Here is a 13,797-nt window from a genome sequence, read left to right as displayed (position 1 = left end):
TAGAGTGAGTGCATATTGTAATTTGCACTATAGTTAAGCAAAATGATGTGTTTTGATTTGTAAGTTCCACAGGTTGGATGATTTTCTTATGCTCACTTAGAGTGTAAAATTCTTTCATTCAGCGCATTGAAGACATTATTGAAACATTTGAAGATGCAAAGGGGAAGCATCTCAGTGACGTAATCGGAATGGAGTGCTGATATGGGTTGGACATGTGAACGCGTTGAGCTTCTTAAAAAGCTTTGGAGTGAAGGATTAAGTGCAAGTCAAATTGCTGCTCAATTAGGTGGGGTCAGTAGAAATGCAGTCATCGGCAAAGTACATCGATTGAAGTTGCCAGGACGTGGCAAGACAGCACAAGGAAATGTACGTGCGCAAAAAACTCCCGCAAGTAGTCCATCATCTCCACGGACGCGTCGCAACACATCCACAGTATCGCCAATAAACACATCATCTGGCAACGTTGAAGAAACAACTTTAAAGACAGAGTTTGTAGCAGAAGATGTTAAAGAAGTTGATATGTCCACGAAATCTAATGTTGTGGTACCTATATCACGTCAACTTAATTTGCTACAATTGAGTGAAAATACATGTAGATGGCCGGTTGGCGATCCATTATCAGCTGATTTTCATTTTTGTGGTGCTGATTCTGATGAAAATAGTCCCTATTGTGCCTTTCATGCTAAGTTAGCATTCCAACCAATATCTGAAAGACGACGAATAAGGGTATAATATCCGCCGATATAATTTCATATTCTGTACCTTCTGTGCCTCATAATTAAATCTCGATGATAAAATTATTATGAGAAAGAGATTTGATGAGGTTTTTAATGAATAAAAACCTTTCTTTATGAAAATATTCAACGAAGTTGTATCTTTTAGCGCTATTGCACAACGCCCTGTCTTATAAAAATAATTTATCGTTTGGCAACCTGAGTGAAATCTATGAATATTTCTCTTACTTTAAGCCTTCTTATATTGAATCGATCAAAATCTTTTGGTTTGCCCATCATAAGTAAGAGGAGAGTTGTGTGGAGTAAAAACACTTAAAGAAAGGCTGCCGCCTAATAAATCCTCTCAAATTCTAAAGGCTTAAAGAAATGTTGCAACACTGAGGATTAGACAAAGTGTGTAATGATACCTGCTTGCCCCTTTACTAAGATAAAGATGATCGTATACAGTGAACTTTATAAACTTCATCGAGATAACTATTTCACGCGCCCTGCCATGAAATAAGCTTGAAAGTCTTAAGAGATATTTTTTAAAATTAAGTGCATGAATATGGAAATTCCATGGCGTTCTGTTTTGCGTGAGGGGTGTATCCCCTAAAAAGACACACGATAAACAAGAGCATTAAGCAATGCGTAGAGCGTAAAATAACATCTTCATAAGAAAAGGAAAATAAGGAAATATTGTATTCAAAACTCTTACGCAATAAACCAAAATAATAAAATTATAATTATAAATCAATGTGTTATCATGATTCTTCTATGATCTATAATATATGAGACCTTTTGAAGTCAATATTGAACCTGAAACGACTACAATAGCATCACATTCCTTTTCCCGACACAAAACGGCGCAACCAAACATAAAGCGCACCCTCACCACCATGCTGACGCGCGGCTTGTTCAAACGCATGAACATAATATCGAAAAGCTGGTGTTGATAACCAATACGGAACAAATCTATACAAAGCTCCATCACTCCCAACAGATCGGCCTTTTCCCGTAATCACAAGGACGTAACGCAATCCACTTTGTTGAGAGGATTGTAAAAAATTTTTTAAGAAAAAATAAGCTTCTTCCTGCATATAACCGTGAAGATCAAGACGCGCCTCAAGAGGATAACGACCTTGGGAAATTTTACGATGTGCAACACGATCAAAGAAATGCATCTTATGTGCTTGTGTAACGACTCTCTTTTCTCTTTTAATAATTGTTGAGCGTTGTTGATCTTCCTGAACCCCTAAAGAGATTTGAGTTATGCAATGTTTTTTATCAGTAATATTTGCAATATCTTCTGAAATAGAAGAGAGCCTCTTATCATGAATCGGTGTTGTCGTACGACAAACCCTCTCCCATAAAAGGCGATCTTGTGAAGTTAATAAATCTCTTTTTTGTCTCCATTTACTTGAGGACATTTTAATTTCTCATAAATTATTGAGTAATTATGGAAGAAAAAATACTTTAATTTTCATCTTCTGTAGCAAAAAGCTTCCAGTTTGGATCCGGCGATAGGCTATTGCGAACAAAAGTCCAAATATCTCTAATTTCTACAATAGCATCGGGATCACCGTCTATACGCTCACCCTGTTCATTATAAGTAACAGAAATCATCTCACTGATAATACGTATCGTTAAAAGTTCATTCTTTTCTTTTATGGCCGCCGCAACAAACTCAATTTTATTAATTCCAACAAAAGTAAATTCTATTCTTTCTTTGTTTATTTCTCTCTGCTCAATAGCAGTACAAAAGCTCTCAAAAACATCCTGACAAAGCAAGCTTTTAAGTTGACCGCGATCACCTTTAGCAAAAGCTGTTACAATCATTTCATAAGCAATTTGTGCACCTTTTATAAAAGATTGAGGAGAAAAATGAGGATCAATTCTACGCAGTGCACGCAAATTTTCATTCAAAATACTCCCCTCTGGTGCAATCTCATCAATTTCACTAAAATCACCTTTTTGTAAATTTTTTTGATGAGGGAACGAAACAATATTATCCGTCGTTTCTGCCTCAGTTTGTTTTTTAGAGCGACGCGAATAAGGATCAAAAGGAGGCTTTTCAAACCCAATTCGCTTCCCTAATACACTACGGAGTTGCACAAAAATAACAACCATAATAACAAGAGCGATGACAAGTATAACGTCAAATTCCATGGGCGCTGTCAATCTCCAAGTTTTAAGTCTGTAATAAACATTGCAGTCAATATCATTTATCAATAAATATGTAAAATAGGGAATCCTCCCATTCAAATATTTTTATAGATTTTATTAAGGAGTGCTCTTAAGAATTTCTTCCCACCTCATCCAGAAGGAAATTTTCATGTGATAAAACTTTATTCTATAAATCCTCGTTTTTTTTTCGTTATTCTTCTCTGCATTCTTTTAATTGAGATCGCTGGTTTTATCTTTGTTGGTCAAGAAATTGGCATTTTGGCAACTTTGAGTTTGGTTATTCTCACAACCATAGTTGGGGTTGTTTTATTGCGAATTCAAGGGATTAGCCTTTTAAAAAACATACAAAGTGAACTTATCCAAGGACGCACATTAGAAAACAATATTATTAATGATGCTTTCATCATGTTTAGTGCGATTTTGCTTATTCTCCCAGGTTTTGTAAGTGATCTCTTGGGAATATTGCTTCTTATTAAACCAATTCGCTCTGTTGCTTGGCATTTCTTTTCATCATTAAAAAACACAATGAATCCCAATACAAAAAGAAAAAATAATTCTGAAAAAATAATTGATCTTAACGCTGAAGATTACAAAATTCATGATACGACAGAATCTCCCTGGCGCAAAAATGATGATAATCAGTGAAAGTCTTAAAAAATCTGTAACGAACGAAAAAAAATAATCAAGATAAAGAGCGCATTCCTTGCAACCTTTTGCAAGGCGTGATAACCAATTCGATCTTTAGATCTAAAATAAATATACATATTATAAAATGAGAGAGGTTCGTCGTATGGCCGAAGGTGAAATGAACAACAGTGGTGGAGAGCCGGTTTTTGCTGTATTAACGCAATATTTAAAAGATTTATCATTCGAGAACCCAGGCGCTCCTCATTCTTTGCGTGCGCGTGAAAAATCACCACAAATTGATATAAATATTAATGTCAATGCTAATCCAATTGGTGATGATAATTATGATGTTGTCTTGTCTCTTTCCGTCAAAGCCAATGATAATACTGAAACCTTATTTCATGTAGAACTGATTTACGGAGGTGTTTTCCACCTTAAAAACATTCCACAAGAACATGTTATGCCTCTAGTCTTTATTGAATGTCCCCGTCTTTTATTTCCATTTGCTCGCCAAATTATATCTGATGCTACTCAAAATGGTGGTTTTCCACCTTTGTGGATTGATCCTATTGATTTTGCAGCCCTCTTCCAAAAGCGTCTCGCTGAAGAACAAAAAGACAATCAAATACAACCTTCTTAAAAATTTGTTCTTTTGCTATCATAAAGCCCTTTAATATATTACTGGTATATTAAAGGGCTTTTTTTCCTTTAGACGACTTTTGCCGCATGATAAGCTGCAAGCATTGCGATATTGACAACATCTGTATCGCTTCCACTAAACGGTACAATTTGAACAGATTTTTCCAATCCAATTAAAATAGGACCGATGATGGTTGCTTCTCCAAGTTCTTGTAACATTTTGCTTGCAATAGAAGATGCATGATAGCCAGGCATAACCAAAATATTAGCGGGCTCTGTTAATCCCATAAATGGATATTGCTGCATCAATTTAGAATTAAGCGCTACATCAGCACTCATTTCTCCATCAAACTCAAAATCAACTTTGCGTTCATGCAAAATATTAATCGCGTCCTGAATTTGTTGTGTAACCTTCCCTTTCATATAACCAAACGTGGAAAACGCTAAAAACGCAACCCTTGGCTGATACCCAAATCCACGTACAAACGAAGCGGTTTGTTCCGCTATATCCGCTAATTCTTTAGCATTAGGATTTTCATAAACCGCAGTATCTGCAATAAACACAGTTCGTCCACGGCAAATAGCCATTGAAATACCAATTAATTGTTCTTTTGGTTTGTCATCAATTGCCCGACGTATATCAACCAGCGCTGTTTCATAATTGCGTGTCACCCCTGTAACCATTGCATCCGCATCTCCTAGTGCCACCATACACGCAGCAAAATAATTTCGATCATTATTGATACGGCGATGACAATCGCGCAACAGCCAGCCTTGACGCTGCATCTTTTTATAAAGATAATTCGCATAAGCATCTGTACGACAGGAAAGCTTAGCATTCATCACTGAAATGCCTTCACGCTCCAGATCAATTCCAGCGATAATAGCTGTTTCTTTCACTTGCTCTTCACGACCAACCAAAATTGCTTGTCCTAATTTTTGATGAACATAGGAAACAGCAGCCCGCATGACTTGTTCTTCTTCACCTTCTGCAAAGACAATTTGTTTTGGTGCTTGACGAACATGGTTATATACTCCACGCATCACTGAAGAAGTAGGATTACGTCTCGCATTCAAATCACGCTCATAGGCCTCTAAATCATCTATATTCTTTTGCGCAACACCGCTTTCCATTGCTGCTTTTGCTACCGCACTTGAAACAACCGTGAATAAACGCGGATCAAAAGGAACAGGGATGATATAATTAGGACCAAATTTTAATCGCTTTCCGCGATAGGCTTCTGCAACGCTGTCAGGAACTTCCTCATGTGCTAAATCGGCAAGGGCCCTCGCCGCAGCAATTTTCATGTCTTCATTAATAACCGTTGCACGTACATCAAGTGCACCACGAAATATATAAGGGAAACAGAGAACATTATTAATCTGATTTGGATAATCGGAACGCCCTGTTGCGACAATGGCATCCTGACGCACTTGCAAAACCTCTTCCGGCGTAATTTCTGGATCGGGATTGGCCATGGCAAAAATAATTGGCTTTGGCGCCATAGATTTTACCATTTCAGCGGTCAGTGCACCTTTAGCAGAAACCCCGAAAAATATATCTGCCCCTTCCATTGCTTCCATAAGTGTACGTTTATCCGTTCGAACAGCATGCGCCGATTTCCACTGATTCATTCCCTCTTTGCGCCCTTCATAGACCACACCCTTTGTATCACATAATATGATATTTTCAGAACGAAAGCCCATCGCTTTAATCAGCTCAATACAAGCAATCCCAGCAGAACCAGCACCATTACAGACTAACCGCGTATTTTGCATATCGCGTCCTGTTAAAGCCAAAGCATTGAGAACACCAGCAGCCACAATGATTGCTGTACCATGTTGATCATCGTGAAAAACAGGAATATTCATCACTTCACGCAGGCGACTTTCAATCATAAAGCACTCAGGCGCTTTAATGTCTTCAAGATTAATTCCACCAAAAGAGGGTTCTAAATGACGCACCAAATTGATAAAACTTTCCGTATCTTTGATATCAATTTCTAAATCAATGGAATCAATATCCGCAAAACGCTTAAACAGCACTGCTTTGCCTTCCATGACCGGCTTAGAGGCAAGGGCACCTAAATTTCCTAATCCTAAGATAGCTGTACCATTTGAAATAACAGCAACAAGATTGCCTTTTGCTGTATAATCATAAGCGAGCGCTGGATTTTGAGCAATTGCCTTAACTGGAACTGCAACACCTGGTGAATAAGCAAGGGCTAAATCATGCTGTGTTGCCATAGACTTTGTTGGAACAATCTCAAGCTTTCCTGGTCGACCACGACTATGAAAATCAAGAGCTTCTCGTTCGCTCGCACTGTAAACCGTTTGAGACATTTTCTGATCCTGCTCGCTCTTTTTCATCTCACTTTATTTTCTCCAAAAACAGTGTAAATTTTGCTTGATAATGCGTATAATCATTCGATTTGATTCATATGTTAGAAATCGCTATTCTTTAGCCTTAGCAAATCTGATGATGTGTTTCAATTTAGAGATAAATAAATATCGAAGTAAACAAAAAAGAGTAAAAGCTTCACTGAAAGGGAACAGGCCACATAAAAATGGATAAAAAAAACGACCATAAAAATAATTTAATTCCACAGCCTGCTTCCCTCTCTGCTTCCTCTCAAGAACGTCTTACACCTATGATGGAGCAATATATAGAAATCAAAGCCGTCCATCATGATTCCCTTCTTTTTTACCGAATGGGGGATTTTTATGAATTATTTTTTAATGATGCAATTGAAGCTGCTCAGGCTTTAGGGATCACACTCACAGCACGCGGGAAACATTTAGGGCAAGATATTCCTATGTGTGGTGTTCCAGTTCATGCTGCAGACGATTATTTGCAAAAACTAATTGCTTGTGGTTATCGCGTTGCTGTTTGTGAACAAACAGAAGATCCTGCTGAGGCAAAAAAACGCGGCTCAAAATCTGTTGTTCGGCGTGATGTTGTTCGCCTTGTAACGCCTGGAACGATAACAGAAGAAAAACTCCTTGATCCAACACGCGCAAATTATTTGATGTCACTTTCTCGTATAAAAACCGTTGATGGAGAAGAATTTGCCCTTTCTTGGATTGATATCTCAACAGGCATATTTCGTGTAACAGAAAGCCGCCAAGAAAAACTTTTAGCCGATATTATGCGTGTAGATCCACAAGAAATCATTGTTGCTGATTCCTTTTTTCATGATCAATCGCACAAATCACTTTTTAATGTTCTTGATCGTATCGTTTCACCTCAACCGGCTTGTCTTTTTGATACCCTCACTGCTGAACGCGATATTTGCACTTATTTTAAACTTTCAACGCTTGAAGGTGTTGCCGATTATTCACGCTGTGAACTCTCTGCAATCGTGGCTGCTATTCGTTATATCGAAAAAACACAAATCACGCATCGTCCTCCCCTCATGCAACCTGAGCGCCAAAATGAAAGCGCTACCCTCTTTATTGATGCTGCAACCAGACTAAGCCTTGAGCTTATTCGAACAACATCAGGTCAACGGGATGGAAGCTTATTAAAAGCTATTGATCGCACTGTAACAGGAGGAGGATCTCGCCTTCTCATTGATCGCCTTATTGCTCCTCTTACTACCCCTTCAGCTATTGATACGCGTTTGGATTCTATCGATTTTTTTCTCCGTAATACTTCTCTTGCAGAAGCGATAAAGCTCACTTTAAAAGGGGGACCAGATATGCCCCGCGCTGTTTCACGTTTGGCTCTTGGAAGAGGAGGTCCCCGTGATATGGCAACGATTCAACGCGGCTTTGAAATCATTCGTGAAATTCATCAGCTTCTTAATAATGAGCTCCTGCCTCAAGAAATAAGTGATATACAAAAGGTGTTTTCAAATCTACCCGTTGCTTTACATTGCCATTTAGACCAAGCATTGGCTGATAATCTCCCATTGCTTAAACGCGATGGTGGTTTTATTCGTTCCAATTATCATCAAGAGCTCGATGAAATGCGTGCCTTACGGGATGAATCGCGCCGTGTCATTGCTGAACTTCAAGCACAATATGCCCAAGAAACAGATATTAAGACGCTTAAAATAAAGCATAATAATATTTTAGGCTATTTCATTGAAGTCACCAGTATACAAGCATCTGCCCTTACAAATAATCCACAAGCGAAAGCACGTTTTATTCATCGACAAACAATGGCAAATGCTATGCGTTTTACGACAACAGAACTTGCTGATCTTGAAAGCCGTATTGCCCATGCTGCAAACCACGCCTTGACACTTGAACTGGAAATCTTTGATACGCTTGTTCAGGAAATTATTGAACACGTTGATTTTATTCGTAAAGCTGCTGAAGCCCTTGCTATTTTAGATGTTTCTGTCGCTTTAGCACATCTTGCTGAAGAACAAGGATATTGCCGCCCTAAAATTGATCATTCACTAACCTTTCATATCACCGCAGGACGCCATCCAGTTGTTGAACAAGCACTCCGAAAGCAAGCAGCCGAACCCTTTGTTGCCAACCATTGTGATCTCTCTGTGCAAGAAAATCAGCAATATGCAGCAATCTGGCTTTTGACAGGACCTAATATGGGAGGAAAATCAACTTTTTTGCGGCAAAATGCGCTCATTGCGATTATGGCACAAATGGGATCCTTTGTTCCAGCGGCTTCAGCACATATCGGCGTCGTTGATCGACTATTTAGTCGTGTTGGTGCTTCCGATGATCTTGCACGGGGGCGCTCAACCTTTATGATGGAAATGGTTGAAACAGCAACGATTCTCAATCATGCTAGCCACCATTCCCTTGTCATTCTTGATGAAATAGGACGTGGAACATCAACCTTTGATGGACTTTCGATTGCTTGGGCTGCCGTTGAATATCTTCATGAAGTTAACCATTGTCGTGCTATTCTCGCTACCCATTTTCATGAAATGACAGCCCTGACCGAAAAACTTGACAGACTGCATAATGTAACCATGAAAGTTAAAAATTGGGATGGTGATGTGGTTTTTCTCCATGAAGTCACACCAGGAGCCGCTGACCGATCCTATGGTGTACAAGTTGCAAAGCTTGCTGGGCTTCCTCCAGCTGTTATTACGCGAGCTACAGATGTCCTCCATCAATTAGAACAAGGTGAAATGGCTGGAAAAGGACATAAACTCATTGATGATTTACCGCTCTTTTCTCTTAAGGCAACCTCTCCCCTCAGCGAAGAGAAAAACAAACATGATGTACTTCACGAAGCTTTAAAAAATATTCATCCCGATGAGCTCTCCCCTAAACAAGCTTTAGAAGCAATTTATCACCTCAAACAACTGGAAAAAAATAATCCTTTATAGGCCAATAAAACACAGTATTTTTTCTTGATGGTTCTCACGCATATTAAATTTTGCGCACTGTTATCATCGCTTTCATGCAAAATTTCTTAAAAAGCATGAGACGGATATAAAGAAAGCATGTGTATAGACATTTCCTCAAACCAATTGTTTATTTTCTTGTAAAAAATGCCTAACGTCTAACAATCATAGCTCTGTATTTTTACTTCTCTCGCAAAACCTTGCACCCTAGTTTAAAATATTTTTCCAGAGTAAGGTGCAATAATCAGCTTGGAATATTAAAAAATACTTACTCAATCTCTTATCACACCGTTCATTTTCCAAAACCGGACCTTTTACGTAATCATATGCTACGAACTGCACCCTTCGCAGCAGATGTTGTCATTGCAGCATAGGCTTTGAGAGCCTTTGAAACTTTGCGCTGACGCTTCTCAACCGGTTGCCAAGCATCTTTTCCTTTTGCTTCCATGTTAGCACGACGCTGCTTTATCTCAACGTCATCAACCAACATATGAATACTCCGGTTTGGAATGTCAATTTCTATGATATCCCCTTCTTCCACCAACGCAATTTCTCCTCCTTCAGCCGCTTCTGGTGAAACATGTCCTATCGAGAGCCCTGAGCTCCCCCCTGAAAAACGTCCATCCGTAACAAGTGCACAAACCTTACCCAATCCTTTAGACTTAAGATAACTCGTTGGATAAAGCATTTCTTGCATTCCAGGCCCCCCACGTGGTCCTTCATAACGGATTAAAACAATTTCACCTGATTTAATTTTATCATTTAAGATTGCTGAAACAGCTGAATCTTGGCTTTCAAAAATTCTTGCCGGACCTTTAAAGGTCAAAATTGATTGATCCACACCTGCTGTTTTTACAATACAGCCATCTTTAGCAAGATTTCCATAAAGAACTGCCAATCCTCCATCTTGTGAATAGGCATGTTCCCTATCGCGAATCACACCTTTTTCACGATCACGATCAAGAGTCTCATAGCGACAAGATTGGCTAAAAGCTATCTGTGTCGGAATACCCCCTGGAGCAGCACGATAAAATGTACAAACTGTTGGTTCATTGGTTTGTTTCACATCCCAACGATCAAGAGCTTCTTTCATGGTTTTTGCGTGAACCGTATAAGTTGATGTATCAATGAGTCCTGCCGCATCCAATTCGCCTAAAAGCCCCATAATACCACCCGCGCGATGCACATCTTCCATATGAACATTCGCAACAGCAGGAGCAACCTTGCATAAAACTGGAACACGTCGTGAAAGGTGATCAATATCCGTCATGGTAAAATCCACCTCACCTTCCTGCGCCGCTGCTAAAAGATGCAGTACCGTATTGGTTGACCCACCCATGGCAATATCAACGGTCATGGCATTTTCAAAAGCCCTGCGTGAGGCAATAGAGCGTGGCAAAACTGTTTCATCATCTTTTTCATAATAACGCTTGGCCAATGCAACAATCTGCCTTCCAGCTTCTTCAAAAAGCATCCGTCGATCTGCATGCGTTGCGAGCACTGATCCATTTCCAGGAAGTGAAAGCCCCAAGGCTTCCGTTAAGCAATTCATGGAGTTGGCCGTAAACATTCCTGAACAAGAACCACATGTAGGGCAAGCAGCACGTTCCATTTCAGAAACTTCTTCTTCTGAATTTTGTTCTGAAGCGGCGGCGACCATGGCATCAACCAAATCAACCCTTAAATCTTGATCTTTCCATTTAATCTTACCGGCTTCCATAGGCCCCCCTGAAACAAAGATTGTTGGAATATTCAACCGTAAAGCAGCCATTAACATTCCAGGTGTAATTTTGTCACAATTAGAAATACAGACAAGAGCATCCGCACAATGGGCGTTGACCATATACTCTACAGAATCAGCAATAATTTCACGTGAGGGCAAAGAGTAAAGCATTCCATCATGCCCCATGGCAATTCCATCATCGACAGCAATGGTGTTAAACTCTTTTGCTACACCACCGACAATGGCTATCTGTTGTGCAACCAATTGTCCAAGATCTTTTAAGTGGACGTGCCCTGGTACAAATTGTGTAAAAGAATTCGCAATCGCAATAATGGGTTTACCAAAATCCGCATCTTTCATCCCTGTTGCACGCCAAAGACCGCGAGCTCCCGCCATATTACGCCCGTGTGTCGATATTCTTGAACGATAAGAAGGCATTATTTTTCCCCTCAAATAATTTCATTTTGCTTGTTGTGCTGTAACTTCACTATAAAAACAAGAGCTTTAATATTCAAAAGAGAAAAATACCTTGTACTGAGGCATTTGAAGCACAAAATTAAAAGCCCTGCATAAACTTCCTCATAAAGACACAAAGCTTTTATTTTTCTATGACTTGTTAATCAACATCTAATCCCAGCGTAACTGCATGTTTGAAACAAGTATCAAAACGGTTCAGCGCAGCACAAACTCTTCCAGACTTTTATATGCTAGATTTAGTGCGTATATTGCATCTATCTGTTTGCGTAATTTCTGGAACAAGACGACAACCAATTGGTAAAGACTATACAAAGAGAAATACAGCCCTCTGCCCTTTAATTGAAAAAAAACAAATAGAATTTATTAAAGAGCTTAAGTTTTTTCTCGTAAAGCTCAACCTAATGTAGAGTGACAATTTGGAGTTCGTGCTCATTGGCTCCAGCAAGAGCAATAGAGCGCTCATCGGATAAAATGATCGGATAACCTGTTTCACCAAAGAGCGCCCATATGGTAATGCCTGGGGTCATAGGTGGAAGATCTGGAAAGTTTTTAGCCAAATCATCTGTACAAACCTTTTTTAAATAAGCAATCTGTCCCGCATCAGAGTAGGACGTGTTCTGAAACGATAAGCTTTGTTTATGTTCTCCCATTTCACTGTTCCTTTACGCCTTAACTTTTATCACTCATCACGACTGACTTTAATTGGAATCTGTTTTATTTCTTTTTTTAATTTTGGTTGATACAGATTAATTGATAAAAGACCATTTTTCAACTCGGCATTTGTGACATTCATCCCTTCCGCAAGCACAAAGGTCCGCTGGAATTGTCGTGCGGCTATACCGCGATATAAATATTGATGATTTTGATTGTCTGTTTGTTTACCATGAATAACCAATTGATTATCATCGAGCAAAATATTAAGATGATTAATCTTAAATCCAGCAACAGCTAAAGTTATCCGGATATGATTTGCATCGTCGTTTTTATGTAAACGTTCAATATTATAGGCTGGGTAAGCCTCATCAGCTTTACCGATACGTTGTAATATTTTTTCTACGGTTTCAAATCCTAAAAGAAAAGGATTGGAGAAAGGTGTCACATGTGTCATTCATGAGTATCCTCTTTAAAGCGGCTTTACTTGACCAAACCCTATACAAAGTGTTCGCTGCATTCTTCTCATATGGCGAGCGTGAATGATAACTTCAAGAGAGAAGATTAAGAGAGTTCCATGGCTCAAAGTAACATAAAATTATCAAAAGTGCGAAATTTATCTGGTGTATTATACAATGAAGATGAAATTGCAGAAATATTTCGCCGTTTTTCTGTGCAACGCCCGACACCTAAGAGTGATCTTAACTATATAAACACTTTTACACTATTGATTGCCGTTGTTCTTTCAGCTCAAGCGACAGATGTAAGCGTTAATAAAGCGACAAAAGAACTCTTTCGCCTTGCTGATCAACCGGAAAAAATGGTTGCATTAGGAGAAGGAGAAATAGCACATCATATCCGTTCAATTGGTCTTTGGCGTGCAAAAGCACGTAATGTTTATGCACTTTGCAACTGTTTAATGGAGCAATATGGTGGCCAAGTCCCTGATACGCGTGAAGCACTTATGGCTCTTCCAGGCGTGGGGCGCAAAACAGCTAATGTCGTTTTGAATGTTGCTTTTGGTCAGCCTACCTTGGCGGTCGATACACATATTTTTCGCTTAAGCAATCGTCTTGGTTTGGCACCTGGCAAAACACCAGAAATCGTTGAAAAAAAATTATTAAAAATTATACCGATTCATTATCTTCGTTATGCGCATCACTGGCTGATTTTGCATGGGCGTTACATCTGCAAAGCACGTAAAGCACAATGTAGGCAATGCATTATTGCCGATTTATGTAAAGCTGCAAGTAAAACAAATGCTATTCCAGCACCTTTGGTTGAAATTCAAGGCAATGGAGCACCGATTTTTTTGTAATATGCTCTTGCTATTTTGTGTATACTAGCTTATGAAAACGTCCTTAGAGAACCGCCCGGCAGGGCATGCCGTGGCTGTTTTAATGCTTATTCAAGTGTTGGTCCACTTGAATGGATGGAATATTCGATTGAA

11 protein-coding genes are annotated in these 13,797 nt (G+C 39.2%); 5 read left to right on the top strand and 6 right to left on the bottom strand.

The window, feature by feature from the left end; all coding sequences use genetic code 11:
• Nucleotides 1-201 precede the first annotated feature (201 nt).
• Entirely contained in the window at nucleotides 202-732 is a 531-nt protein-coding gene (locus PVV70_RS02535; RefSeq protein ID WP_273757418.1) for a GcrA family cell cycle regulator, read from the top strand.
• Between the two features lie 820 nt (nucleotides 733-1,552).
• On the opposite strand, the gene PVV70_RS02530 is transcribed toward PVV70_RS02535, so the two are convergent.
• Both PVV70_RS02530 and PVV70_RS02525 read right to left on the bottom strand, forming a co-directional pair.
• Complete coding sequence (locus PVV70_RS02530; protein ID WP_273757419.1) at nucleotides 1,553-2,143, bottom strand: Smr/MutS family protein; 591 nt, start codon at nucleotides 2,141-2,143, stop codon at nucleotides 1,553-1,555.
• Nucleotides 2,144-2,189: 46 nt separating this feature from the next.
• Nucleotides 2,190-2,882, bottom strand: a complete 693-nt coding sequence (locus tag PVV70_RS02525) for a Tim44/TimA family putative adaptor protein (protein WP_273757420.1) — start codon at nucleotides 2,880-2,882, stop codon at nucleotides 2,190-2,192.
• 168 nt (nucleotides 2,883-3,050) lie between these two features.
• Here PVV70_RS02525 and PVV70_RS02520 point away from each other — a divergent pair, with 168 nt between their 5' ends.
• Both PVV70_RS02520 and secB read left to right on the top strand, forming a co-directional pair.
• Nucleotides 3,051-3,545, top strand: a complete 495-nt coding sequence (locus tag PVV70_RS02520) for an FxsA family protein (RefSeq protein ID WP_273757421.1) — start codon at nucleotides 3,051-3,053, stop codon at nucleotides 3,543-3,545.
• A gap of 145 nt (nucleotides 3,546-3,690) precedes the next feature.
• The gene (secB, locus tag PVV70_RS02515) at nucleotides 3,691-4,167 is read left to right on the top strand and encodes a protein-export chaperone SecB (protein WP_100129769.1); all 477 of its coding nucleotides are present in this window, start codon (nucleotides 3,691-3,693) and stop codon (nucleotides 4,165-4,167) included.
• Nucleotides 4,168-4,235: 68 nt separating this feature from the next.
• Here the strand turns inward: secB and PVV70_RS02510 are convergent, their stop codons facing one another.
• Nucleotides 4,236-6,536 (bottom strand): NADP-dependent malic enzyme, encoded by a 2,301-nt coding sequence (locus tag PVV70_RS02510; protein ID WP_273757422.1) that lies wholly within the window; start codon nucleotides 6,534-6,536, stop codon nucleotides 4,236-4,238.
• Nucleotides 6,537-6,733: 197 nt separating this feature from the next.
• Here PVV70_RS02510 and mutS point away from each other — a divergent pair, with 197 nt between their 5' ends.
• Entirely contained in the window at nucleotides 6,734-9,478 is a 2,745-nt protein-coding gene (gene mutS / locus PVV70_RS02505) for a DNA mismatch repair protein MutS (RefSeq protein WP_273757423.1), read from the top strand.
• A 340-nt stretch (nucleotides 9,479-9,818) separates the two neighbouring features.
• On the opposite strand, the gene ilvD is transcribed toward mutS, so the two are convergent.
• The 3 genes from ilvD to PVV70_RS02490 form a co-directional block, all read right to left on the bottom strand.
• Complete coding sequence (ilvD, locus tag PVV70_RS02500) at nucleotides 9,819-11,657, bottom strand: dihydroxy-acid dehydratase (RefSeq protein ID WP_273757424.1); 1,839 nt, start codon at nucleotides 11,655-11,657, stop codon at nucleotides 9,819-9,821.
• 437 nt (nucleotides 11,658-12,094) lie between these two features.
• Nucleotides 12,095-12,346 carry a DUF1150 domain-containing protein gene (locus PVV70_RS02495; RefSeq protein ID WP_005774433.1) on the bottom strand — a complete coding sequence of 84 codons (252 nt, stop codon included), beginning with the start codon at nucleotides 12,344-12,346 and terminating at the stop codon, nucleotides 12,095-12,097.
• Between the two features lie 29 nt (nucleotides 12,347-12,375).
• Nucleotides 12,376-12,804, bottom strand: coding sequence for an Hsp20 family protein (locus PVV70_RS02490; RefSeq protein ID WP_273757425.1), 429 nt, complete (start codon nucleotides 12,802-12,804; stop codon nucleotides 12,376-12,378).
• A 120-nt stretch (nucleotides 12,805-12,924) separates the two neighbouring features.
• Here PVV70_RS02490 and nth point away from each other — a divergent pair, with 120 nt between their 5' ends.
• Nucleotides 12,925-13,665, top strand: coding sequence for an endonuclease III (nth, locus tag PVV70_RS02485; RefSeq protein WP_273757426.1), 741 nt, complete (start codon nucleotides 12,925-12,927; stop codon nucleotides 13,663-13,665).
• Nucleotides 13,666-13,797 lie beyond the last annotated feature (132 nt).

It is taken from the genome of Bartonella sp. AU55XJBT (genome assembly GCF_028618525.1).
The sequence above is the reverse complement of the archived record's forward strand: the minus strand, read 5'-3'. Positions and strand labels throughout refer to the sequence as shown.

Coding starts and splice junctions, on each gene's coding strand:
- PVV70_RS02535 (WP_273757418.1), top strand. CDS start 202: ATGGGTTGGACATGTGAACGCGTTGAGCTTCTTAAAAAGCTTTGGAGT.
- PVV70_RS02530 (WP_273757419.1), bottom strand. CDS start 2,143: ATGTCCTCAAGTAAATGGAGACAAAAAAGAGATTTATTAACTTCACAA.
- PVV70_RS02525 (WP_273757420.1), bottom strand. CDS start 2,882: ATGGAATTTGACGTTATACTTGTCATCGCTCTTGTTATTATGGTTGTT.
- secB (WP_100129769.1), top strand. CDS start 3,691: ATGGCCGAAGGTGAAATGAACAACAGTGGTGGAGAGCCGGTTTTTGCT.
- PVV70_RS02510 (WP_273757422.1), bottom strand. CDS start 6,536: ATGAAAAAGAGCGAGCAGGATCAGAAAATGTCTCAAACGGTTTACAGT.
- mutS (WP_273757423.1), top strand. CDS start 6,734: ATGGATAAAAAAAACGACCATAAAAATAATTTAATTCCACAGCCTGCT.
- ilvD (WP_273757424.1), bottom strand. CDS start 11,657: ATGCCTTCTTATCGTTCAAGAATATCGACACACGGGCGTAATATGGCG.
- PVV70_RS02495 (WP_005774433.1), bottom strand. CDS start 12,346: ATGGGAGAACATAAACAAAGCTTATCGTTTCAGAACACGTCCTACTCT.
- PVV70_RS02490 (WP_273757425.1), bottom strand. CDS start 12,804: ATGACACATGTGACACCTTTCTCCAATCCTTTTCTTTTAGGATTTGAA.
- nth (WP_273757426.1), top strand. CDS start 12,925: ATGGCTCAAAGTAACATAAAATTATCAAAAGTGCGAAATTTATCTGGT.